The 23,651-nt window shown below is 69.0% G+C and carries 18 protein-coding genes; 11 read left to right on the forward strand and 7 right to left on the reverse strand.

Translation table 11 applies throughout. From position 1 onward, the window contains the following. Nucleotides 1-100: 100 nt before the first annotated feature. The 5 genes from OG876_RS31810 to glsA all read left to right on the forward strand — a co-directional run bounded on the left by OG876_RS31810 (nt 101) and on the right by glsA (nt 8,940). Nucleotides 101-2,788, forward strand: a complete 2,688-nt coding sequence (locus OG876_RS31810; protein ID WP_328520363.1) for a LuxR C-terminal-related transcriptional regulator — start codon at nt 101-103, stop codon at nt 2,786-2,788. Between the two features lie 171 nt (nt 2,789-2,959). After that, complete coding sequence (locus OG876_RS31815; RefSeq protein WP_328520364.1) at nt 2,960-4,483, forward strand: leucyl aminopeptidase family protein; 1,524 nt, start codon at nt 2,960-2,962, stop codon at nt 4,481-4,483. Further along, nucleotides 4,480-6,147 carry an AbgT family transporter gene (locus OG876_RS31820; RefSeq protein ID WP_328520365.1) on the forward strand — a complete coding sequence of 556 codons (1,668 nt, stop codon included), beginning with the start codon at nt 4,480-4,482 and terminating at the stop codon, nt 6,145-6,147. The genes OG876_RS31815 and OG876_RS31820 overlap by 4 nt, the downstream gene beginning before the upstream one ends. Nucleotides 6,148-6,155: 8 nt before the next feature. Beyond that, nucleotides 6,156-7,952 (forward strand): SLC13 family permease, encoded by a 1,797-nt coding sequence (locus OG876_RS31825; RefSeq protein WP_328520366.1) that lies wholly within the window; start codon nt 6,156-6,158, stop codon nt 7,950-7,952. A gap of 1 nt (nt 7,953) precedes the next feature. Further along, nucleotides 7,954-8,940 carry a glutaminase A gene (gene glsA / locus OG876_RS31830; RefSeq protein WP_328520367.1) on the forward strand — a complete coding sequence of 329 codons (987 nt, stop codon included), beginning with the start codon at nt 7,954-7,956 and terminating at the stop codon, nt 8,938-8,940. Between the two features lie 3 nt (nt 8,941-8,943). Here the strand turns inward: glsA and OG876_RS31835 are convergent, their stop codons facing one another. Both OG876_RS31835 and OG876_RS31840 read right to left on the reverse strand, forming a co-directional pair. Next, a complete protein-coding gene (locus OG876_RS31835) occupies nt 8,944-10,059 on the reverse strand; it encodes a S1C family serine protease (protein ID WP_328520368.1) in 1,116 nt (371 codons plus the stop codon). 20 nt (nt 10,060-10,079) lie between these two features. Then, nucleotides 10,080-12,083 (reverse strand): hypothetical protein, encoded by a 2,004-nt coding sequence (locus OG876_RS31840; protein ID WP_328520369.1) that lies wholly within the window; start codon nt 12,081-12,083, stop codon nt 10,080-10,082. 261 nt (nt 12,084-12,344) lie between these two features. Between OG876_RS31840 and OG876_RS31845 the strand changes: the two genes are divergently transcribed. Together OG876_RS31845 and OG876_RS31850 are read left to right on the forward strand one after the other, a co-directional pair. Then, on the forward strand, nt 12,345-12,566 hold the full coding sequence (locus tag OG876_RS31845; protein ID WP_328520370.1) for a hypothetical protein: 222 nt from the start codon (nt 12,345-12,347) through the stop codon (nt 12,564-12,566). Nucleotides 12,567-12,581: 15 nt separating this feature from the next. Continuing rightward, nucleotides 12,582-13,265 (forward strand): GAP family protein, encoded by a 684-nt coding sequence (locus OG876_RS31850; protein ID WP_328520371.1) that lies wholly within the window; start codon nt 12,582-12,584, stop codon nt 13,263-13,265. Nucleotides 13,266-13,348: 83 nt separating this feature from the next. Here the strand turns inward: OG876_RS31850 and OG876_RS31855 are convergent, their stop codons facing one another. Together OG876_RS31855 and ppk2 are read right to left on the reverse strand one after the other, a co-directional pair. Further along, entirely contained in the window at nt 13,349-14,935 is a 1,587-nt protein-coding gene (locus tag OG876_RS31855; RefSeq protein ID WP_328520372.1) for a S53 family peptidase, read from the reverse strand. Nucleotides 14,936-15,099: 164 nt separating this feature from the next. Beyond that, nucleotides 15,100-15,921, reverse strand: a complete 822-nt coding sequence (gene ppk2, locus OG876_RS31860; RefSeq protein WP_328520373.1) for a polyphosphate kinase 2 — start codon at nt 15,919-15,921, stop codon at nt 15,100-15,102. Nucleotides 15,922-16,031: 110 nt separating this feature from the next. Between ppk2 and OG876_RS31865 the strand changes: the two genes are divergently transcribed. Together OG876_RS31865 and OG876_RS31870 are read left to right on the forward strand one after the other, a co-directional pair. After that, nucleotides 16,032-17,720 (forward strand): SulP family inorganic anion transporter, encoded by a 1,689-nt coding sequence (locus OG876_RS31865; protein WP_328520374.1) that lies wholly within the window; start codon nt 16,032-16,034, stop codon nt 17,718-17,720. Nucleotides 17,721-17,782: 62 nt separating this feature from the next. Beyond that, on the forward strand, nt 17,783-18,799 hold the full coding sequence (locus OG876_RS31870; protein WP_328520375.1) for an aldo/keto reductase: 1,017 nt from the start codon (nt 17,783-17,785) through the stop codon (nt 18,797-18,799). 31 nt (nt 18,800-18,830) lie between these two features. Here the strand turns inward: OG876_RS31870 and OG876_RS31875 are convergent, their stop codons facing one another. The 3 genes from OG876_RS31875 to OG876_RS31885 form a co-directional block, all read right to left on the reverse strand. Then, on the reverse strand, nt 18,831-19,226 hold the full coding sequence (locus OG876_RS31875) for a low affinity iron permease family protein (RefSeq protein ID WP_328520376.1): 396 nt from the start codon (nt 19,224-19,226) through the stop codon (nt 18,831-18,833). Between the two features lie 31 nt (nt 19,227-19,257). After that, nucleotides 19,258-20,466 carry an MFS transporter gene (locus OG876_RS31880; RefSeq protein ID WP_328520377.1) on the reverse strand — a complete coding sequence of 403 codons (1,209 nt, stop codon included), beginning with the start codon at nt 20,464-20,466 and terminating at the stop codon, nt 19,258-19,260. Nucleotides 20,467-20,572: 106 nt separating this feature from the next. After that, nucleotides 20,573-21,196: a TetR/AcrR family transcriptional regulator gene (locus tag OG876_RS31885; protein WP_328520378.1), complete on the reverse strand. Its 624-nt coding sequence runs from the start codon at nt 21,194-21,196 to the stop codon at nt 20,573-20,575. Nucleotides 21,197-21,316: 120 nt separating this feature from the next. Between OG876_RS31885 and OG876_RS31890 the strand changes: the two genes are divergently transcribed. Beyond that, nucleotides 21,317-22,303: an alpha/beta hydrolase gene (locus OG876_RS31890; RefSeq protein ID WP_328520379.1), complete on the forward strand. Its 987-nt coding sequence runs from the start codon at nt 21,317-21,319 to the stop codon at nt 22,301-22,303. Then, the gene (locus tag OG876_RS31895; RefSeq protein WP_328520380.1) at nt 22,291-23,649 is read left to right on the forward strand and encodes an ABC transporter substrate-binding protein; all 1,359 of its coding nucleotides are present in this window, start codon (nt 22,291-22,293) and stop codon (nt 23,647-23,649) included. Before OG876_RS31890 ends, OG876_RS31895 begins: the two co-directional genes overlap by 13 nt. The last annotated feature ends 2 nt before the right edge of the window (nt 23,650-23,651 follow it).

The raw sequence follows: 23,651 nt of genomic DNA on the forward strand, positions 1-23,651 counted from the left end.
CCGTTACCGAGGTGAACCGGTTAGTCTCGTTATTTTGAGGGCGTAGAAGGAACAGGACCCGAGCAGAGCAGGACACGTCGGCCAGGGGAGGGCGACGAGGGTGACGACCCCGACGCCAGACCAGACGAGCGAGGAGATCCAGCGCTCGTCAGGCGGTCGCGTCCCGCGGCCGCCGCTGACGCTGGTGACTCGCGAGCGGCTGCATTCCGCACTCGATCTCGGCGCGCGAGCACCGCTGACGATGCTGGTGGCGCCCGCCGGCACCGGCAAGACGGTCCTCCTGTCGGACTGGGTCGCACGCCGAAGACAGGCGGGCGAGTCCGTGGTCTGGGTGCCGGGTCAGGCGGCCGGCGCGCTGGCCGAAACGATCGACGAGGCGGCCGGCGCCGACGGCACCAGACCGCCCGACCCGGTCGTCGTCGACGACGCTCACCTGCTCCCGGCCGACACTGTCGCCGACTTGTCCCGGATGCTGAGGAAGTCGCCGCACGCGGTCCGGCTCGTGCTTGCGACCCGGTACGACCTCCCATTGCCGGTGCCCGAGCTCGAGCTGGGCGGTATGGCGTTGACCCTGCGGTCGAGGGATCTGCGCTTCAACGACGCCGAGGCCACCGCACTCGTGCAGGCACATGCGAGCAATGCCACCGCGGAAGACATCTCCCTGTTCCAGGAGCAGACAGCCGGCTGGGCGGCCGCGCTGGTGCTCGCGGCCCGGGCCTTCGCCGCGTCCGGCGCTGTCGTCTGGCCGCTCGCCAATCAGCGGCCGGTGCTCGACCTGCTCCTCGGCGAGACCCTGAGCACGCTCGACGCGCGGGTCCAGGCGATGCTGCTGAGTACGTTCGGAGCCACCGCAGTGACTGGACACCTCGCGGTGATGCTCAGCGGCGACGCGGACGCCGGTGCGATGCTCGCGGATCTCGCCGGCAGCGGACTGCTGGTGACGGCGTACGCCGACGGCCAGCGCAGCGACCCGCTGTATCGCTACCACCCGCTGCTCGTCGAGCTGCTCCGCCGCCGGGTTGCCGGTAGCAACGAGGACGCGCGCATGGTCGTCGCGGCGCAGCGCCGGTCAGCCCTGTACTACGAGAACCGGGGCGACGGCGGGACTGCATTGCGGAGCGCGCTGGGCGCCGAGGACCCGGCACTCGTCGCCCGGATCCTGCTCGGCCACGGGCCGGAGATCCTGGCCGCCGGGGATCTCGCCCTCGTCACGGCCGGCTTCGAGGCTCTCCCGGACGGCTACCTCGCCGCTCACCCGCACCTGATCGGTGTCCGCGGATTGCTGCGACGCGTGTCCGGGGACGTCACCGGAGCAGTCATGGACGCAGCCTCGGCCGACGAGCTGGTCGGTGCGACGGCGCGTCAGCCGGTGACACCTGACGACGACGCCCTGGAGGCGGACGCCGTACTGCTCCGGCTGTGGGAATCCCGCTACGGCTGGCAGGACGTCCACGCCGCGATCGGCCGGGCACGGTCCACGCTGGGGCTGGAGCCGACCGATGGTGACCCCGGGCGTCGCGCCGTACTCGCGCCGGAGCGGCTGGCCTGGTTGCTGATCGAGCTCGCGGCGGCGGAGACCTGGGCCGACGAACTCGATGCCGCGCTCAGCCACCTGGACGAGGCCCTCGTCACGGCTCGGATGGCCGGCCACACGCGGCTGGTCGCGGGTGGTCTCGCGCACCGGGCCGTCGTGCAGTACGCGCGCGGCCAGCTGCAGAATGCGGCCCAGTCGGCGCAGGCGGCCCTCGACGTGGTCGGCGAGGACGGGCTGCCGCAGGAGTACGCCGTCCGGGCCCACGTCGTGATGGGGTTCGCGGCCATGAGCCAGCTGGATCTCGACGCCGCCTGGCATTGGCACCAGCTCCTGGTCGCGACCGACCTGGCCGACTCCGACACCGTGGTCACGGCGTTGCGCTCGATCCTGCTCGCCGAACTGCTGATCGAGGCCGGTCGCCTCGACGAGGCGTTGACCGCGCTCACCACCGATCCCGCGGGGGCCGGACCGCTGCCGTCGTTCCTGTCCCGGGACCTCGCACTCCTGCGCGTCCGGCTGGCGATTCTGCTCGGGGACCGGGCCGGCATCGAGGCGCAGCTCCGGGAGCTCGACCGGACCGGCAGCGCGACCGAGGCCGAGTTGCTCCGGGCCATGCTGTCGGTCGGCCGGGGTGACCTGCAGGCTACCGTGTCGAGGATCGATCAGATCCTCGATCGACCCGACCCGTACCCTCCGATCACGTCCGCTGCGGCAGCGTTCCGCACTGTCCTGCTGGCCCGGATGGGCGATGGGCCCGCTGCCGATGTCTCGCTGGTGGACACCCTGAACCGGGTGGCTCCGCAGCGCGTCCTGCAAGCCTTCGTCCCGGCCAGTGGCGAACCGGGGTTCCTCGACCAGCTGCGCAGGCACGTCGACGGACCGAACCCGCATCCGTTCGCCGCTCTCGCGCTCGGGAAACTGACCGACTACCTGGCCGGGTCGAGTGAGTCCCGGGGCCTGACCCTGCTGGCGCGGACCCGGCCGGACGGGCATGCCCCACCGCCGCGTCGCCTGGACGCCGTGGTCAACGGTGCCCGGATCCGGCTGACCGCCCGCGAGGCGGATGTGCTCGACCAGCTCGCCCTCGGCAGTTCGTACGCCGAGATCGCCCAGGCGCTCTACATCACCGAGAACACCGTGAAGACCCACCTGATGTCGCTCTACCGCAAGCTGGGGGTGGAGAAGCGCTCGGCGGCCCTTCGAGTCGCCCGTGCCGCCGGCCTGACGCAGGGCGGCGGACAGCCCTTCGGCTGATTCATCCCCCGCACCGGGTGACCCGGTAACTTTCCGACGCCCGCTGCGGCGCTCCGAGGTCACCTCAATCGGAGGAGGACGAGAGGCGCGCCCGGTTGATGGGATGGAGCGTCGCGGAACGGTGGGCGCGTCGTCCACCGCCGCTGCCGAGCTCCGGCCGGAGGAGATCACGTGAACACGACCCGAGACGACTTCGATCCGATCCCTTCGACGCGTCACCGGGTACCGGTCGGCGTCGGTTCGCTGAAGCAGGCCGAGGAGGCGGCGGACGCGCTCGCCGTGCCGGTTGCCCTCGGCAAGGAGCCTCCGGACGAGCTGGGCACCGACGCGGCCGGGCTGGCGTCCGCCGGATTCACCGGTGAGCGGGGCCAGACCCTGGTTCGGACCAGGGAGGACGGTCCGGTCCGGGTCGCCGTCGGGACCGGTGCGCCGGAGCGGATCGACGCCACGCTCGCGCGCGATCTGGCCGCGGAGTTCGCCCGCGCGGTCCCTTGGCACAAGCGCCTCGCGATCGAGGTGCCGTCCCGGGACCTGGGGATCTCCCGCGCCGAGTTCGCGCAGGCGGTGACCGAAGGTGTGCTGCTGGCCCGCTGGCGGTACTTCGTCGGCAAGGACGCCGACCGGGCTCCGCTCGAATCACTGCTGGTGGTCGCACCCGACGAGGACGCCGAGGAGATCGGCCGCGGCGTCGAGCGCGGTCGCATCATCGCCGAGGCGTACTGCCTCGGCCGCGATCTGGCCAACTGCCCGGCGACCACCCTGTCGGCGGTCCGGATGGCCGAGGTCGCCCAGGAAGTCGGTCCGCCGGCCGGCCTTGTGGTCGAGGTGTTCGACAAGGACCAGCTGATCGAGCTGGGCTGCGGAGGCCTGCTCGGAGTCAACCGGGGGAGTGTGGAGCCGCCCAGGATGATCCGGCTCCGCTACCAGCCCGAGAACCCGACGGGTCGGATCGCGTTGGTCGGGAAGGGCGTCATGTACGACTCCGGCGGGATCAGCCTGAAGCCGAGCGACGAGTCGCACGCCCAGATGAAGAACGACATGACCGGCGCCGCGGCCGTGCTCGCCTCGATGACCGCCCTGCAGGCGCTGGGATGTACGGCGGCGGTGACCGGCTATCTGATGTGCACCGACAACATGCCGTCGGGGTCGGCCATGAAGCTCGGTGACGTGCTGAGGATGCGCAACGGTACGACGGTCGAGGTCTTGAACACCGATGCGGAAGGACGTCTCGTGATGGCCGACGCACTGGCGCTGGCAACTGAGGAACCGGTCGACGCGATCGTCGACATCGCCACCTTGACCGGCGCCTGCCTGCGCACGTTCGGTGTCGAGATCGCCGGTGTCATGGGCAACAACTCCGCAGTGGTGGAGCAGTTGAGGCGCGCGGGTGACGTCGTCGACGAGCCCGTCTGGGAGCTTCCGCTGCACCGGCCGTACCGGTCCCAGCTCGACTCCTCGATCGCGGACCTCACCAACATGGGCGGCGTCAACGCCGGATCCATCACCGCCGCGCTGTTCCTCGAGGAGTTCGTCGACGGCCGGCCCTGGGCCCACGTCGACATCGCGGGCACGGCTCAGCTGCCGGCGCCGAGAACCTGGCGGAACAAGGGCGCCACCGGGTTCGGCACGAAGTTGCTGATCGAGTTCGCGCTCGGGTTCTCCCGCCCCGCCGACTCTGCCATGGCGGCGTCATGACCGCCGAGGCGGTCCCCGAGAAACCCGTCAAGAAGGGCGGGATGCAGAAGGTTCTGGACGGCATCGAGAAGGCCGGCAACAAGGTCCCGCACCCGGCGCTGATCTTCCTGGGGCTCATCGTCATCGTCATCGTCGCCTCGCAGATCCTGGCCTGGACCGGGACGAGCGTGACCACCGAGGTCGCCGAGCCCGGGACGGCCCAGGTCGAGCCCGAGTACCCCGGCGGGACCAGCGTCCCGGGCAACGACGCACCGCCGGCGCCGGCCGTGCCCAAGTTCGAGGTGCACAAGGAGACGATCACCGCGGAGAGCCTGCTGGACGGCGACGGCATCCGCTTCATGTTCACCACGGCCGTCCAGAACTTCAACGACTTCGGCGTCGTCGCCGTCATCCTGGTCGCGATGATCGGAGTCGGTGTCTCCGAGGAAGCCGGCCTGATCGCGGCGCTGATCCGCAAGATGGTCAAAGTGGCGCCGAAGGGCGCGATCACGTTCATCATCGTCCTGCTCGGCGGCATCTCCAGCGTCGCGTCCGATGCCGGCTATCTGGTCCTGATTCCCTTGGGCGCGGCCGCGTTCGCATCCCTCGGGCGACATCCGCTGGCCGGCATCGCCGCGGCGTACGCCGGGGTCAGCGCGGCCTTCTTCGTCAACATCCTGATCACCCCGGCCGACGGCATCATCACCGAGGTCACGAACGAGACGATCGCGCTGGTCGCCCCCGACGTGCATCTCAACGTCACGCAGAACCTCTACTTCAGCATCGCCTCGACGATCTTCTGCGCGCTCGTCATGACGGTGATCACCGAGCGGCTGCTCGAACCCAGGCTCGGCAAGTACGACCCGTCCGAGGCCCCGTCCGACGCGCCGGTCGATCACCAGCCCAATGACGAGGAGATGGCGCTGGAGTCGCGCGGACTGCGGTGGTCGGTCTACTACCTGCTGGTTGCCGTTGCCATCATCTCGGCGCTGACCTTCATCCCGGGGGCGCCGCTGCGCAACCCCGACACCGGCGAGATCTTCGGAAACTCGCCGTTCATGAGCAGTCTGCTCTTCATCATCTCGATGCTGTTCCTCGCGGCCGGCCTCGGGTACGGCCGGGGGGCGAAGTCCCTGGTCGGCAGCACGAACGTCATCAACGCGATCGTGAAGACGTTCAACGGGCTCGGTGGGCTGATCTTCCTGATGCTGCTGATCGCCCAGTTCATCGCCTACTTCAACTACAGCAACATCTCGACGCTGGCCGCGACCGGTCTGGCCGACCTGCTCGAGCGGGCCGACATCGGCGCCCTGCCGCTGCTGATCGGCTTCATCCTGCTCGTCGCGATCATCGACCTGATCATGCCCGGGGTGATCCCGAAGTGGGCGATCCTGGCGCCGATCTTCGTCCCGCTGTTCTACCGGCTCGGCATCGCGCCGCAGACCGTGATCGCGGCGTACCGAGTCGGCGACGGGCCGATGAACGTGATCACTCCGCTGATGGTCTACCTGCCGTTCATCGTGCTCGTCTGTCAGCGGTACCGGAAGAAGGCCGGCATCGGCACCGTGGTGTCGATGATGCTCCCGTACACGTTCATCGTCCTGGTCACGTGGACTCTCTTCTACATCGCGTGGTACGCCATCGGCATTCCGTGGGGCCCGGATGCACCAGTGCATCTTGGCTAGGGGGCGTCATGGATGACGGCACGGTGAGCCTGATCATCCTGGGGCTCGCCGTCGCTCTGTTCGTGTGGAACAGGCTGCCCGTCGACGTGGTCGCGGTGCTCGTCGCCCTGGCCCTGTGGGCGACCGGAGTGCTGGGCTTCACCGCCGTACTCGCGGGGTTCGGCGATCCGGTCGTCATCTTCATCGCCACGCTGTTCGTGGTGAGCGAGGGCATCGACTCCACCGGGGTGACCGCCTGGGCCGGCCAGGCGATCGTCAGGTACGCCGGAACGACGCGAGCGCGGCTGTTGATCGCCGTCACCGGTCTGTGTGCCCTGCTGGCGGCCCTGATCACGCTCAACGGAGCGGTCGCGGCGCTGCTTCCGCTCGTGGTGATGCTTGCCGTGCGCATCGGTCAGCCACCGTCGCGGATGCTGATGCCGCTGACCTTCGCGGGGAGCGCCGGATCGCTGCTGATGCTGACCGGCACGCCCGTCAACATCATCGTCTCCGAGGCGGCCAGCGATGCCGACGCGGGTGCATTCCCGTTCTTCTCGTTCGCGGTGGTCGGAGTTCCGCTCGTCGTCGGCACCATCGCGATCTCGGTCCTGCTCGGCCCCAAGCTGTTGCCGGCCGCCCGGCCCGCGAATCCGGCTGTCGACTTCGCCGTCCATGCTCAGACGCTCGATGAGCACTACGACCGGGCCGACGGCTTCTACCGGCTCCAGGTGCGTGAGCTCTCGCCGCTGCTCGGACGGGGGGTTGGCGAGCTCGACCTCACGGCGTACCCGGACGTGGTGATCGTCGGCGTGCAGGACGGGCAGGGACAGTACCGCGCGGATGCGGCCATCGGTGTCGGTGACGTCCTGGTGGTGACCGGTCCGACGGAGCAGGTGAGCAGTCTGACCGCCGACTCGGCACTCGCGGTCAGAATGGCGCCGACGCCGGTCGACGACCTGATGACTCGTGAAGCAGGAGTGGTCGAGGTCGTCATCCCACCGCGATCGTCTCTCGTCGGCGAGACAGTCTTTCCGGGCATGCGCCGGAGCGGTGACCTCGTCATCATCGCCGTCCAGCGGATGGGCAAGGACCGCGGCAACCGGCAGACCCAGCTGGCCGAGGGCGACGCGATCCTCGTCCACGGCCCGTGGCCGGCGCTCGACGAGCTGACCAGGGACCGGGACGTCCTGCTCGTGGACTCGCCGGAACTCGTCCGGCGCCAGGCCGTGCCGTGGGGGCCGAAGGCATCGATCGCGGTCGCGATCCTGGGTGCGATGGTCGTCCTGCTCGCCACCGGCGCGGTCCCGCCCGCGATGGCGGGTCTGCTCGCCGCGACCGCGATGGTGCTGACGAAGGTGGTCGGACCGCAACAGGCCTATCGCGCCATCTCCTGGCAGATCGTCGTACTGATCGGCGCCCTGATCCCGTTGTCGGCCGCGATCCAGTCCAGCGGTGGCGCGGACCGGATCGCCGACCTGATCATCGACGCGATCGGGCCGGGCCGGCCGTACTTGTTGCTGCTGGCCCTCTTCGCCCTCACCGCCGCCCTGGGACAGATGGTGAGCAACACCGCGACGGTCCTGATTGTGGCGCCGATCGCAGTGGCCGCCGCCCAGGGGACCGGGACCTCCGTCAAGCCGGTCCTGATGCTGATCGCCGTGGCCGGAGCGGCGTCGCTGCTGACCCCGATCTCGACGCCCGCGAACATGATGATCATGAGTCCCGCCGGCTACCGCTTCGGTGACTACTGGAAGCTCGGTCTCATCGTGATGGCCTGGTGGCTCCTCACGGCCCTGGTCATCGTCCCGCTGGTCTGGCCGTTCTGACATGCCGAACGCCGACAGGTACGTATCCACCGGCGGCCTGCCCGAAGTCACCACGGTCGCCGAGCTGGTCCAGGCGGCGTACGAGCGCTTTCGCGGCGTCGGCGACGGGACAGTTTCGGATGTGTATCCCGCCTTGGCCCGGGTGGAACCGGAGGCGTTCGGTCTGTGTGTCGTGGCGATCGACGGACGCCGGTTCGAGGCGGGCGACTCCGGCCGGTTGTTCACGATGATGAGCGTCGCCAAGCCGTTCGTGTTCGCCCTGATGTGTCAGGCGGTCGGGGTCGATGCCATCCGCGCCCTGGTGGGCGTGAATGCGACCGGCTTGCCGTTCAACTCGGTGCAGGCGGTCGAGCGATCTCCGCAGGGGCGGACCAACCCGATGGTGAATCCCGGTGCGATCGCGACGACCAGCCTGACACCGGGTCGTTCGCTGGATGACCGGTGGCAGTTCATCGTCGACGGTCTGTCCCGCTTCGCCGGCCGGGAGCTCGTTCTGGACGACGACGTACTCGCGTCCGCGCTGGCCACGAATCACCGCAACCGCGCCCTCGCCGCCCTCCTGCGGAGTGTCGGCGGGCTGGCTGGTGATCCCGAGGAGGCGACCGAGCTCTACACCAGGCAGAGCTGTCTGAGCGTCGCCGCGACAGATCTGGCGATGATGGGGGCGACGCTGGCGGACGGCGGCGTCTGCCCGACGACGCAGGAACGGGTGATCGATGCGGATGTCGCGCGCGTGACACTGGCGGTGATGACGATCGCGGGCCTGTACGAGACCTCCGGAGACTGGCTGCTCGACGTCGGGGTTCCGGGCAAGAGCGGGATCGGTGGCGGGATCGTGACGGTCTCGCCCGGTAAGGGTGGGCTGGGAACGTTCGGACCGCGGCTGGACCAGGCCGGCAACAGCATCAAAGGACAGCTGGCCGCGGAGTTCCTCGCCCGCCGGCTCGGGTTCGACCTGCTGGCCTCGCAGCCGGTCCCGCCCGCGTGAGTACTACGGCGCGCCCAGGGTGAGGGTGGTGGTGGCCGAAGTGCCTCCCCGCAGGTAGGTCAGCTCGATGGTGTCGCCGACCTTGCGGGTCAGTGTCGCGACCACGATCTGCTCACTGCTGACGGCCGGGGCGTTGTCGACCTCGGTGATGATGTCGCCTGGTTGCAGGCCGGCCTTGGCACCCGGGCCGCCGGGGTCGACCGCGAGTACGAACAGGCCGGTCTCGGTGCCCGCCGCCTTGGCGACCGCGGGCGGGATCTCCTGGACCTGCAGGCCGGTCGTCGGGTGACCCGGCTGTCCGGTCCGGATGAGTTCGTCGGCGATCGGTTTCGCCAGGTCCACCGGGATCGCGAAGCCGAGGCCGACGCTGCCGCCGCCGCTGACCCCGGCCTCGTTCGGCACCGTGGCGATCGCCGCGTTGACTCCGACCAGGCGCCCGGAGCAGTCGACCAGGGCGCCGCCGCTGTTGCCGGGGTTGATGGCCGCGTCGGTCTGGATCGCGCCGATCAGATGGTGGGTGACACCGTCGCCCGGCACCGGAACGTAGCGATCCAGCGCGCTGACGATGCCGGAGGTGACCGTGCTGGCGAGGCCGAGCGGAGCGCCCAGGGCGACGACGGGCTGGCCGACCTGCAGCGACGCCGACGACCCGAGAGTGATCACCGGGTAGTCCTTCGCGCCGTCGGCGGCCTTGAGCACCGCCAGGTCGGTGCTGGGATCACGGCCGACGATCGTGGCGTCGGAGCTGTGACCGTCGCTGTACCGGACCGAGACGTTGCCCCCACCCGCGGCGACCGAGATGACGTGGTCGTTGGTGAGGATGTACCCACCGTCCTGGAAGACCTGCCCGGACCCGGTGCCGGCCTGGGCGCCACGGCTCGCCGCGATCGTCACGATCGACGGCAGGACCTGGTTCGCCAGCGGGATCGCGGGGCACATCGCCGTACTGGCATCAGCCGGCGACGACGCCCCGGAGGTATCGTCGTCGCTCCGCACGGCGACGATGATCAGCGCGGCCACGACGATCACGCCGGTCGCGATCGCGATCCACAGCAGGTGGCGCCGGTCGTCCGGCGGTGTGGCTGCCGGCGTCGGCGGTTCGCTGTCGGCCTGGACCATTTGGACCTCCTCCGGTCCGCTCAGGAGTCGGAGCGCACCGAGGGCAGGTCTTGCTCGACGCTCCCGTCGCCACCCTGAGAATAGGTTCGGCCCCCGTCCGGGTGCTCACCCGATCCAGGTGATTCCCGCGCGAAGGCGGCGCGGTCGAAGTACAGGTACGCGACGGCCGCGGCGGTGATCGGCATCGCGAGGGCGAACATGATCGACGTCACGAGGTTGATCAGCGTGGGGTCCAGGTCGGTGGCGAGCAGCAGGACGATGCCGGCGATCGGGCCGGCGGCTAGGCCGAGTCCGATGATGATCGCCAGTGGCACAGCGGTTCGCCACCACCGGCCCCTGACCAGCATCCGGCTGCGTCTCAGCGCCGTACGTCCGGAGGAGCGTTCAGCGACCACGATGGGTACGGCGAACGCCCGGCTGACCGCGTAGTAGATGGCCACTGGGATCGTCGCGATGAAGAGCGCGAGGACGGTGAACACGACCCAGTACTGCACGGCTGCGCGGGCCAGTGGCCGTCGGTTCGAGACCACCTCGCGCACCGTGAGCTTGGCCGTCACCTGGAGGCCCCGGTCCAGCTGGTCGAGCGTCGTCGTCACGGTCGCCAGCAGGGCGCCGTACGTCGCAATCGTGAGGATCGTGACCGCCAGCGCCACCAGGGACGCCCACAGACCGGGCGCGTTCTCGGTCGGAGCGCCGAGGTCGGTGGGAGCGTCGCGTCGGGCCATCTGAAACTCGGTCAGGACGACCGTGCAGAGGCTCAGTACGACGAACGCCGCCGCGAAGCCGGCGAACAGGATCGGCCGAAGCCGGAACAAGCGCAGCGCGGCGGTGACAGCCTGCCCCCAGGCCCGCCGCTTCCGGGCAGGCAGCGGATCGGCGTCACTCCACCGCGTCCGGCTCGCCGCGAACCAGATCAACGCGACGAGCGCGGCGAGGATCAGGCCGAGCAGCCAGGTCCGGTCGAGGGTTTCGCGGACCAGGTTCGATCCGGCCGCGACCGCCGCACAGAACGCGCCGGTGCTGCTCGGGCCTAGCAGGGAGCCGGCCGGGACGACACCGCTGTCGTCCCGCCAGGTCGTCTCGGCGTCCTGGATCGGCGCGGTCCACGAGTCCTTCATGTTCGGCCCGGTGGGTCCGTCGAAGAAGGACCGCTGCCGTTCGCCCCACCGTCCCTCGAACGCCAGCCAGGGATACTCCTTGACGTAGTCCGCGGTGGCCATCGGCACGTAGGCGACGTGCGGACTCATCGGTGCTTTCGGCCTGGTCGTGTCGTCACAACCCAGGCCCTCCGAGCCGCGACCGAGATAGAGGCGCTGACCGAACTTGTTCGCGTGCGAACCCGCGGCCGGATAGACGACCGGATGGGTTCCGTCGACGATCTCGAGCTTGGCGTCGCCCCACCGGGCCCGCTCGGCGCCGCCGTGCTGGCTGAACCCGACGGCGGTCGGGTGCGTGGCCAGTGCGGCCGCGGGCGTCGGCGCGTCGAAGACGAGCTGGATCGATTCCCAGTCGCCCTCGTGAGTGTTGTTGTAGTCGTTGAAGACGTAGAAGAACCAGTACTCCAGCGAGATCTGCCCGGGGAACCCGGGGTCCTTGGCCACATGGGCGTAGACGGTCGCCGGATGCACCGCGTTGATCCGCGCCGACCACTCGGCATAGTCGCACCCAGGGCGCAGCGGATCGCCCGGGAAGTCCAGGAAATGACCTGGGTAGCCGAGGCCGAGGTCCTGGTCCTGGGGCTGTGTCTTGACCAGGTCGGGCGGCCGCCACGGCCCACGGAGCGCGACCTGCTGGTCACCCAGGACGGCCTCGACGTCGGTGGGCTGGAACTGCTCACCGTCCTCGCATCTCGACGAACCCTGCTGGAGCCGGACGACGGGGGAGTAGCGGTCGGCCAGCAGTTGCCCGGCGGCATCCTCCGGGGAACCCGCGGCGACGGCCGCATCGGCCCGGCCGACGAGCAGCAAGGTCAGCACGGCGGACAGCACCAGCGGCAGAGCCATCTTCCAAGCGCGGGCCGTCATGGCGCCAGCATGCGCACGCAGAAGCCATCCGCGCACCATCCGTCTCCGACTCAGCGGGACCGGTCAGGTCACCCGATCCAGGTGATCCCTCCCCCTGACTGCCCGGGGTCATGCTTGCTTCGACCGTACGACGGGCAAACCGCCCCGGCCCCGCTGGGTGAGAGTCCGCCAGTCGGACGGCTCGTCGTCCAGGAAGGGTGATGCTTCCCGGCGCCGGACGCTGGAGAGTCGTGTCGAGGGGCCGTGAAAGGGGGCGTTCCTATGGGCCATTACGTCATCCGGGTGAAGGGCACCTTGTCATCCGACCTGACCGACGCGTTTCCTTCGCTGGCCGCCGACTCGGAACCGGCGCAGACCGTCCTGCACGGATACCTGGACGACCAGGCGGCGCTGGCCGGTATCCTCAACCACCTCGACATGCTGGGGGTGGACATCCTCGAGGTCATGCAGGTCCCGCCGACCCGGCCGCCGAAGAGTGCCTGAGCTCTCGAAGGAGTGGTGAGGTTGTGGCCTGTCGTCGGTGCGGTGCTTCCCCAGGCGATGGCGATCGCCTTGAGTCCCGTGCCGATGGTCTGCATCGTGCTGGTGCTGATGTCGCGCCGCCCGGTGCGTGCCGGGCTGAGCTTCGCCGCGGGCTGGGTCGGCGCGCTGGCGATCGCGGTCGGACTCGTCGCGTGGCTCACTGACACGGTCGCGGAGAAGAACGCGGAGGCGGCGCGTGACGGGGTCGACCTCATTCAGCTCGCGGTCGGCGTCCTGTTCGCCGTACTGGCTGTCCGGTACTGGCGCAAACGGCCGGAGCCTGGCGTGCCGCCACCCCGCCCAGCGATCGTCGACCGGATCGCCACGATGGCCGCACCCGCCCTGGTCCTGACCGGCGCGGCCGCGGCCCTGGCGAACCTGAAGAACCTCCCGCTCGTCGTGAGCGCGGCCAGCTACATCGGCGGCGCCGGCCTCGCCCCTGGCACCACGGCCATCGCCGCGGGCATCTTCGTCCTCGCCGCCTCCGCGACAGTCCTCACCCCACTGCTGGCGGTCGCGATCATGGGCCCAGACAGATCGGCCCCAACCCTCAAGAGCGTCGAAACCTGGCTCCTGGCCAACCTCAACACCATCACCGTCATCCTCCTGACCGTCCTCGCCACCGTCATGATCGGCAACAGCCTCGACCTCTTCCGCTGAGCGCTCGCCGGGTAGATGTTCAGTGGAGGATCCAGTTGGGCTTGTCGGTGGGGGTGACGCGGACCATCACACCGCGGCCGGAGCTAGGTCGTGAGAGCTGCGATGAGCCGGGCGACGTTGGGGACGCCGAGGCCGGTGACCTCGTCGTACCCGGCGCCGGCTTGGAAGGCGCCGTTCGTCCCGGCGGTGATGTCCCGGAAGCAAGGCCCGCCCGCAAGCGGGTAGAGCTGCGGGTTGAGGAATCCGAGCGCCGGCTTCCCGGCCTGGGTGCGGGCCTCGTTGATCAGGGCGCAGAACCCGGCCCACACAGGTGCACTCCAGCTCGTTCCACCGATCTGAGTCGCCGCGCCGTTGAGGATCAGCAGGGCCCCGGTGCCGGGGTCGGCGACGAGGCTGACATCCGGCACGAGGCGGCGGTTGCCGGCGGGCACTCCGGCGCCGGTCTGCCAGACCGGCCGACCGAAGAAGATGCTGGCGCCGCCACCGCTGCCGGCCCACCCCGTTTCGGCGCTGACCGCGCCTTGAGGGGTCAGATGCAGTGAGGTTCCGCCGACACCGATGACCGCCGGGTCCGACGACTCGTACTCGGCCTGTAACGGACCGTGGGAGCCGTGACCGGTCTGATCGGGGTTCGAACCCGCGTCGCCGCTCGAGACGAACACGTTGACGCCGGCCGCGGCGAGCCGGAGGAACTTCTGATGCTGGATGGCGACCTCACCCTGGGGACCGCCTAGGAAGGTCTCACCGAGGCCGAGGCTGATGGAGAGTTGCCGCAGGCCCGGATTCCGCGGGAGGTCGGCGATGATCCGGTCGAGCGCGCGGTCCAGAGCGACGAATGACAGCGATCCGCTGGCGTAGACCCGGATCTTGGCACCTGGCGCGATACCACTCGACCAGGCGACGTCGAGCGTCTCTTCGCCTTCGGGCGGTCCCAGGGCCGCCCCGCTGACGTTGATCTTCTTGATCCGCGACGCCTTGGTCTTCAGGTCGTTGGCTTTCCAGAACGCCGTGATGTCCGACGTCTTCGGGACTGTGTCGATCAGGATCGCGATCGTCTGCCCGGTGCCGTCCACGGTGAGGCCACTGGCGCCGTACGCGGCGAGAATCTCGGACACGAGGTACGGCGGCGAATTCAGGACCCTCGCCGCCTCCGCGGCCGGGACGGGAGGAACGACGGATCGGAAGTGCTTGTTGGCGTGCCGGAACGGCTGCAACCCGATGATCGCCTGGACGCCTTCGCCGACGGTGGCCGGCAGGCTCGGCGCATTGCGGGCCGCGGTGAAGGTGATCCCGTCCTTCGTCACCTGCACCATGTCGACCTGCAACTGCTTCGCCAGGTTCGCGACCGTGGACGTCGTGTAGACGCTGGTTCCGTCCTCGGACACATGCTCGACGGAGAATCCGTGCCCCTCCAACCACTTCTCGAGCTTGGTGCGTTCACCATCCGCTGCCCGGATCGCTGCGAGCTCATCGGCCGGTACGACGTCGCCGCGGGCGACCGCCTCCTCCAGGCTGCGCTGAGAATCGGCGGGCAGCGCGAGAGAGAACATGACCTCCATCGTCTCGGCCCGATTGCGCGGCGCCGCCGCCTGGACGACCAGCCCATCGGCCACGAGTCCATCATCGGGCGGCAACGGAACAACGCTGTCTTCGAACACCTTCCTGGCCATGTCTCCTCCTTGGTAACGCCGGTTTCCCACTGCGAGGGAGGGCGCGGTAGAGGGCCAGAGCAGGCGACATCGATGATCGAAGGCCGGTGACGCGAGAGTTGTGGCAGGTGTCCCCCCTGTTGCTTCCGACAGTCCTCCTCGGCCGAGCCAAGGTCAATCCCCCGTCAGCGGCGCAGGATGGTGGCGTGGTCGGGGACCTGGGTTTGCATCTCGCGGGGTGGGCGTTCGTAGCCCTTCGACGGTGGGCGGGGTGGGAGGTCGATCGGTCGCCGCTGGACCTCGTGATACTTGAGGGTGGACAGCAGGTGGGCGATCATGTTGATCCGCGCCGAGCGTTTGTCCTCGCTCTCGACGACGTACCAGGGCGCCTCGGGGATGTCGGTGTCGACGAACATCTCGTCCTTCGCGCGGGAGTAGTCCTCCCAGCGGGTGATCGACTCGAGGTCCATCGGGGACAGTTTCCAGCTGCGCATCGGGTCCTCGAGGCGGCGGCGGAAGCGGTTCTCCTGCTCGCTGTCGCTGACCGAGAACCAGTACTTGCGCAGCAGTACGCCGTCTTCGACCAGGAGCCGCTCGAAGATCGGGGACTGATGCAGGAACCGCTCGTACTCCTGGTCGGTGCAGAACCCCATCACCCGCTCGACGCCGGCCCGGTTGTACCAACTGCGGTCGAACAGGACGATCTCGCCGGCGGCCGGCAGGTGCTCGACGTACCGCTGGAAGTACCACTGCGACCGCTGCCGCTCGGTCGGCGCCGGCAGTGCCACGATCCGCGCGACCCGTGGGTTGAGGAACTCCGTCACCCGCTTGATCGTGCTGCCCTTCCCGGCCGCGTCCCGGCCCTCGAAGACCACCACCAGCCGGGCGCCTTCGACACGCACCCATTCCTGCAGCTTCACCAACTCGGCCTGCAGCCGCAGTAGCTCCCCCTCGTACAGCTTCTTCGGCAACCGCTTCTTCTTCTTGTTCTTCTTCGCACCACTCATCCCTGAACCATCTCGCATCCACGCCCGGCTTGCACGGCGCTGTAGCACCGAAAATGTCCGTGACTCCACGACACTATGACCAGGAAGTTGTCCGCGAGGGGAGGTGCGGGGTGGCCGGTTGGTCGTTGTCTGCTCCCGGTATCACCCTCCTGCGCAGCTATCGCAGGGACTGGCTGCGGTCCGACGTGATCGCAGGTGTCACGGTGGCGGCGTACTTCGTGCCGCAGGTGATGGCCTACTCGGAGTTGGCCGGACTACCCGCCGTGACCGGGTTGTGGGCGTCGCTGGGGCCGCTCGTTCTGTACTTCCTGTTCGGGTCGTCTCGGTTGCTGTCGCTGGGCCCGGAGTCGACCACGGCACTGATGACCGCGGCGGCGATCGGTCCGTTGGCGGCTGGTGACCCGGTTCGCTATGCGGTGCTGGCCGCCGTACTGGCGCTCCTGGTCGGCGCGATCTGTGTGGTGGGATGGCTGGCGCGGCTCGGGTTCCTTGCGGATCTGCTGTCCAAGCCGGTGCTGATCGGCTATCTGGCCGGTATCGCGGTGATCATGATCACCAGTCAGCTCGGGCGGCTGACCGGCGCCCCGGTGCATGGTGATTCTCCGCTGGCCCGGGCGTGGTCGGCGATCCAGCTGTTCGGCGAATGGCAGTTGGCGCCGGTGCTCTTGTCAGTGACCGCCTTGACACTGTTGCTCGCATCGGCGCGCTGGACGCCGTGGCTCCCCGGGCCGCTGATCGTGGTGGCGCTGGCCGCGTTGGTGACGTGGGCAGCTGGGCTGGCGGACAAGGGAGTGGCAGTCGTGGGGGAGGTACCGCGCGGCCTCCCGGTGCCCCACCTGCCGTCGGTGACGGTGCACGACATCGGGTTGCTGGCGCTGCCCGCGCTGGGTGTCGCGCTGGTCGGCTACACCGACACCGTGCTGACCGGTCGCGCGTTCGCGACCCGCGGTGGTGAGCCGCTCGATCCGGATCGCGAGTTGCTCGTCCTCGGGCTGGGCAACCTCTCCGTAAGTCTGGTGCACGGGTACCCGATCAGCAGTAGCGGCAGCCGGACCGCGGTCGCGGAGGCGGCCGGCGCGAAGAGCCAGGTGTACTCGCTGGTGGCCGCCGCGGTCATCGTCGCGACCTTGCTGTTCGCCGGCACGTTGCTGGCGACCTTCCCGATCCCAGCGCTGGGCGCGCTCGTCGTCTACGCGGCCCTCCGGCTGATCGAGGTGGCCGAGTTCCGCCGCATCGCCGCCTTCCGCCGCACCGAGCTGTTGCTGGCGGTGGCAACGACGGTCGGTGTGATCGCTCTGGACGTCCTGTCCGGCGTTCTCGTCGCGGTCGCGTTGTCGGTTCTCGACGTACTGCGCAGAGTCGCGCGGCCGCATGACGGCATCCTGGGGTATGTGCCGGGGATCGCCGGCATGCACGACGTCGACGACTATCCGGACGCGCGCCCGGTCCCCGGCCTCGTCGTCTACCGCTACGACTCACCGCTGTTCTTCGCCAACGCCGAGAACTTCCGCAGCCGCGCGATCGCCGCCGTCGACGACGCCGAGCCCCCGGTCCGCTGGCTGCTCCTCAATACCGAGGCCAACATCGAGATCGACATCACCGCCCTCGACGCCCTCGACTCGCTGCGCGAAGAGCTCGCCGGACGCGGCATCGTCCTCGCCCTGGCGCGCGTCAAACAGGACCTTCGCGACGACCTCGAAGCAGCCGGGTTCCTCGAGCGGCTCGGCCCGCACCGAATCTTCTACACGCTCCCCACCGCGGTCGAAGCGTTCCGCCGGGAAACCGCCGGCGACGCCTGAAGCACCTGGTCGCATCGCGGACAGTGCCCACCGGACAGGGGACATCGGGAAGAATCGCCGGTGTGACGACCTACCGCGCTGCCGCTGACCGCTACGAACGTCTGCAGTACCGCCGGGCAGGCCGATCCGGGCTCGACCTGCCGGCGCTGTCGCTCGGGCTGTGGCAGAAGTTCGGGGCTGACTACCCGTTCGAGAAGCAGCGGGAGATCGTGCTGCACGCCTTCGACCTGGGGATCACGCACTTCGACAACGCGAACCGGTACGGTCCGCCGTTCCGTGCCGCGGAGCAGTTCTTCGGCCAAGTGTTGCGGACCGATCTGGCGCCGTACCGCGACGAGCTGATCCTGACCACGAAGGCGGGGAATCCGATCAGCCCGAGCCCCTATTTCAAAGGCGGTTCACGCAAGTCCCTGCTGGCCTCGCTGGATCACAGTCTGCGTGATCTCGGCACCGAGTACGTCGACATCTTCTATCACCACCGCGCAGATCCGTCGACTCCGCTGGAGGAGACGGCCGGTGCCTTGGTGAGCGCGGTCCAGCAGGGAAAGGCGCTGTACGTCGGTGTGTCGAACTACCCGACCGAGCAGGCGCACGCGATGGCCGAGCTGTTGCGTGCGGCCGGCGTACCGCTGCTCGTGCATCAACCGAGGTACTCGATCTTCGATCGTGGGCCGGAGAACTCCGGGTTGCTGAAGCTCGCCGCCGCCGACGGGTTCGGACTCGTTGCCTACAGCCCCTTGGCCCAGGGGCTGCTGACGGACAAGTACCTCGATGGACGGATCCCGGCCGGTGCCCGGGCCGCCAACAGCACCTTCCTCTCGCCCGAGCAGATCGACGACGTCTACCGGGAGCGCGCCGCGGCCCTCAACGGGATCGCCCGGGACCGCGGTCAGTCCCTCGCGCAGCTCGCGCTGCAATGGGTGCTGCGCCGGCCCGAGATCACGACTGCTCTGATCGGCGCGAGCTCGACCGGTCAGCTGGATCACAATGTCGCCGCTCTGGACTTCCCCCCGCTGACCGAGGCCGAATTGACCCTCATCGACCAACACGGCATCCACGGCACCGGCCAACGCACCTGAAGGAGCCCTCGTGACCGCCTCCCCGGAAGCGTCAGTGGCGGGCTTCGAGGCCGATGGCGTCGCGGAGTTTCTGGGTGGCGTCCGCGAGGTCTGGGTCTGTGCGGGCGTGTGAGGTCATCAGATCCGCGAGGGCCTCGGCGATCACGTTGAGCTTCTCCTGGGATGCTTCCTCGGCGCGGCGGGCGGCGTTCTCGAGCAGCACCAGCAGGAGCAGGGTGACGACACTGGCCACCGTGTGAATCGCGACCTGCCAGGATTTCAGATCCACCCAGAGCGGCAGACTGGCCAGCCAGACAACGACGATGCCGACGCAGAGGAAGAAGAACGGCGCCTGGCTGACGCGGAGGTACGCCGCCTGCACGAACCGGTCGAACAGTGACCGCCGATCACCCCGCACGCGGGTCTCCGCCGCCTCACTTCGCTCCATCGTCGGAGCCTAGTGCCCTGCTCGCGATCCGTCAGGCCTTCATGCGTCCGCTGAGGCGCGCGGTCAGTACGACGAAGGCGACCATGGCGAGCGTGGTGAGGCCCGCCGGGACGAAGAAGACATGTGGAAGGCCGATGATCGCGACACCGATGCCGCCGATCGTGCCGCCGATGGCCGAGCCGAGCGGGATGGAGCTGAGGAAGATGCCGGACGCGGTGCCGACACCTTCGGGGTAGAGCTGTTGTGCGATCGACACTCCGAGCGCACCGACGCAGGCCCACAGGCCGGCCGTCAGTGCTTGTCCGAGGAACAGTCCGCCGACCGAGCTGCTGGTCGCGTAGGCGAGGTTCCCGGCCAGGCCCAGCGCGGCTCCCACCGTCATGATCCGCAGTGGTCCGTAGCGGTCGGCCAGCCGGGCGACCGCCGGCAGCATCAGCAACTCCAGCAGTGGCTGGATTCCGATCACCGCACCGCGCACCGAGTCGGAGACGTGCAGCTGTTCGGCCATGTAGATGGGCAGATAGCCGAACTTGATCGTGTCACCGGTCATCGCCAGGACGCAGATCGCGGTGAAGACCAGCAACGGCATCATGTGGTCGAGCCGTCGACGCCCCTCGGGGTGCGGGGAGATCGCCGGATCCTCGTAGCGCTCCACCCGTTGGCCACCGAGCGGGAGCATCTGCGCGAAGACACAGGCCGCGGTCGCCACCAACAGCGCACGCAGCCCGAAGACACCGCCGAACCAGCTGCCCAGCACCGGTCCGAGGATCCAGCCGACCGTGAAGGCCATCCGGATGGTCGCGATGACCCGGTTCTCGGCCTTCGTCGGGTGTCGGCTCAGCTCGTCCCGGCAGGCCGCGAACAGCTGTGCCATCGATCCGCCGGCCAGGCTCAGCGCCACGGTGCTGATGACGAACGGAAGCCACACCGTGTTCGCGGCCGCCATGGCGAGCCAGCCGACACCCCCGATCACCGCGCACACCCGGAACCAGAGCAGTCGATCACGGCTCCGGTCCGACAGCCGGCCGACCAGGTAGCCCGCCACCGGGGCGGCCAGGTTGGTGACGTAGTACAACCCGGCCACGGGCAGGGGAGTACCCAGGTCTCGCACCAGGAAGAGGGTCAGCTGAGGAGTCGCGGCCGACAAGCCGATCCCCGCGATCAACAAGGCCAGGAACGCCGAGCGATAGAACTTCGACCGGACGACAACGCGCAGCGCAGACTCGGACCGGTCGAGCATCAGCCCCCACCTAGTTGTGCAAGAACGTTGCCGAAACCATATCCGGCCTGGCGGTGGGCGGCGTTCAGCGCCGTGATTCTGATACGCCGGCAAGGGCAGCGGCTGGTCAGCCGGCTGCCATCTGTGCCGTCTGCTGCGCGGCCCAGGTGGTTGCGGCGTCGGCGACCGGGATCGTCGGGTTCACCAACCAGGCGGCCTCGAGGCCGTAGCAGAAGGCGATGATCTCCATCGCCTTGAGCTGCGGATCGAGGTCGTCGCGCATCTCGCCGCGCTCTTGTGCGGACCGCAGGGTCGCCGACACGCGCTCGATCGTCGTCCGGTAGCCCTCGACCAGGCGCGGGTGGAGGTCGGTCTCGGGGCTGACGTTCTCCCCGAGTACGACGGTGTTCATGCCGAGCAGGCTGTAGACCTTGTCGTCGTGCTGGCTCGGCCAGCTCACCATGTGCCGGGCGATGATGTCGACGATCTTGATGCCGGGGTCGGGCCCGTCGCCCCACAGCCACTCCTCGGTGAAGGCCAGATGGCGGTCGAGGACGGCGTTCAGCAGCGCCTCCTTGCTGCCGAAGTGATAGAGCAGACCGGTTTGTGACACACCCGCCTCGGCCGCGATGTCGGCCAGGCTCGTGCCGCGCGCCCCGTTGCGCGCGATGAAGCGGACGGCGACGTCGACGATGCGCTCCCGCGTCTCGAGGCCCTTGGCCGAGGTCTTGGGCTTCTGGGTGGCGGGCACGGTCGATCTCCTCGCGGTGGCCGGGACGGTTGTCGCCAAGCATAGACAACCGACTGAGTACTCGGTAGCTTTTGCAAAACAGACTGAGTACTCAGTCTGGAATGACGAGAGGCGGATCCGATGCGCGACGTTGGCCATGACGAGGACTGGACGCCACGGCCGCACGAGCAGGTCCAGGACTTCCTGGACAGCTCCGGCCCGTCGCCCGACCCGTGGAGCGCCGACATCGCGATCGTGCGAGCGGACGCGCGGGAGAAGGTCCTGGCCGTGTCCGGCGAGCCCGCCCCGGTGGCGTCGGTCGAGTCGATCGGCGCGGACGGCGTACCGGCTCGGCTCTACCGGCCTGTCGGCGCGGAGCGAGAGGTGCTGGTCTGGGCGCACGGCGGCGGTTGGATGCACGGCGACCTCGACACCGCCGACTGCGTCGCCCGCGCGCTGGCGAACCGGGCTGCCTGCGCGGTCTTGTCGATCGACTACCGGCTCGCGCCCGAGCATCCCTTCCCGGCCGGTTTCGACGACACGTGGACCGCCATCGCGTGGGCACGGCGCAACTTCGACCGCGTGGCCGTCGGTGGCGACAGCTCGGGCGGCAATCTCGCCGCGGCGGCGGCGCTCAAGGCGCGCGACGAAGGTGTCGAGCTGGCGGCCCAACTGCTCGTCTACCCGGTGCTCGACAGCACCGAGGACACCGATTACAAGGTCGCGTTCCGGCAGCGGTACGCAACCTTCGCGGGCCGGCCGGGCTTCGGCGCCAACAGCCACCGGCGGCTCGAGCACATCTGGGAGACGTATGTCCCCGACCCGGCGGCCCGCAAGGCGCCGTACGCGTCCCCATTGCACGCCGGCTCCGTGGACGGCGTCGCGCCGGCGACGATCATCACCGCCGAACACGACTTCCTCCGCGGCGAGGCCGAGGAGTATGCCGAGCGCTTGAGGACAGCCGGTGTGCCGGTCGACCTGGCCGGGTACGCGGGCCAGATCCACGGCTTCTTCGAGATGTTCAGCGTCATGACCGACGCGCAGCGCGCCGTCAACGTGGCCGGCGACGCCGTCCGTCGTGCTTTCCCATCCATCCAGCCTTCGAAGGAGTTCTCGTGCGATCGCTGACCCAGTACCGCGGAATCGTCCGGGTGGTCGCCGTAGCCGCGACCGCCACCTTGCTCCTCGCCGCCTGCGCGCCCGGGGGGAGTTCCGAAGCCGGCCCGGCGTCGTCCGGGCCCGTGTCGACCGGCGTCGGCACCGAGCCCGTCACGCTGAAGCTGCTGGTCAACAGCGGCGTCGACGTGCCGTTCTACACCGCCCTCGGGGAGCTGTTCCACGCCAAGTACCCCAATGTCACGGTCAAGGTGGACAACCAGGACTACGCCACCCTGACCACGAACATCGCGCACATCCTTGCCGGGAGCAACGTTCCGGACCTCGTCCGCGTCTCGCAGCTCGGCAACCTGATCGGAGATCACCTGCTGACCAGTCTCGATCCGTATGCCAAGGCGTACGGCTGGGACAAATGGCCGCAGTCGCAGTTCGACTCCACCCGGGTAGGGCCGGACGGCAAGCAGCGGGGGACAGGTTCGCTCTACGCCGCCGGCGCCGGTTTCGGCCTGACCGGGGTCTACTACAACAAGAAGCTCGCGCAGCAGATCGGCATGACGCAGCCACCGGCGACCGTGGCCGAGTTCGAGCAGTTGCTCGCCAAGGCGAAGGGTGCCGGGTTGCAGCCGATCATGATCAACGGCAAGGACGGCGGCAGCGTCTACCCACTGCAGAACCTGGTGATGTCGTCGGCTGACGCCGCGCAAGCCGTCCAGGACTGGAACTACGCCAAGCCCGGCGCGAGTATCGACAAGCCGGAGACGGTGAAGGCTGCCACGACACTGCAGCGTTGGGGACAGGCTGGATACCTGCCGGCCGATGTGAACGACATCGACCAGACCCGCGCGCCGGCCGAGTTCCTCAAGGGCAACGGCGTGTTCTTCCCGAGCGGCAACTGGCAGGCACCAGGATTGGACAAGGGCGGGGCGGGCCAGTTCGGGTTCTTCCTGTTCCCGTCGGGTGAGGCCGGTGGACCGTCGTACGCGATGACCGCTGCCGCCAACCTGGGCATCCCGGCGAAGTCGGCCCATGCCGACGCCGCGGCCGCATTCCTGGACTTCGTACAGACGAACGACAAGGCGCGGCAGGACACAGTGAACCTCGGCGGGCTGGTGCCCGCGGGACCGTCGGATGCCACCGCACCGACCGCGCCCGAGGGATCGGCGGTTGCCGCCACCGTCAGTGCGTTCCAGGAACTGCTGAAGAGCAACGGGCTCGTCGGTTTCATGGCTGACGCGACGGCCTCGATCCACGTCAACAGCCTGATCCCGCAGACGCAGTTGTTGCTGGCCGGCAAGACGACGCCCGAGGCGTACGCGGCCAAGGTGCAGGCCGACTACGAGCGCGACCTCGGGCAGTGACG

The organism is Kribbella sp. NBC_00359, from assembly GCF_036097425.1.
In the GTDB taxonomy this organism is placed as follows: domain Bacteria; phylum Actinomycetota; class Actinomycetes; order Propionibacteriales; family Kribbellaceae; genus Kribbella.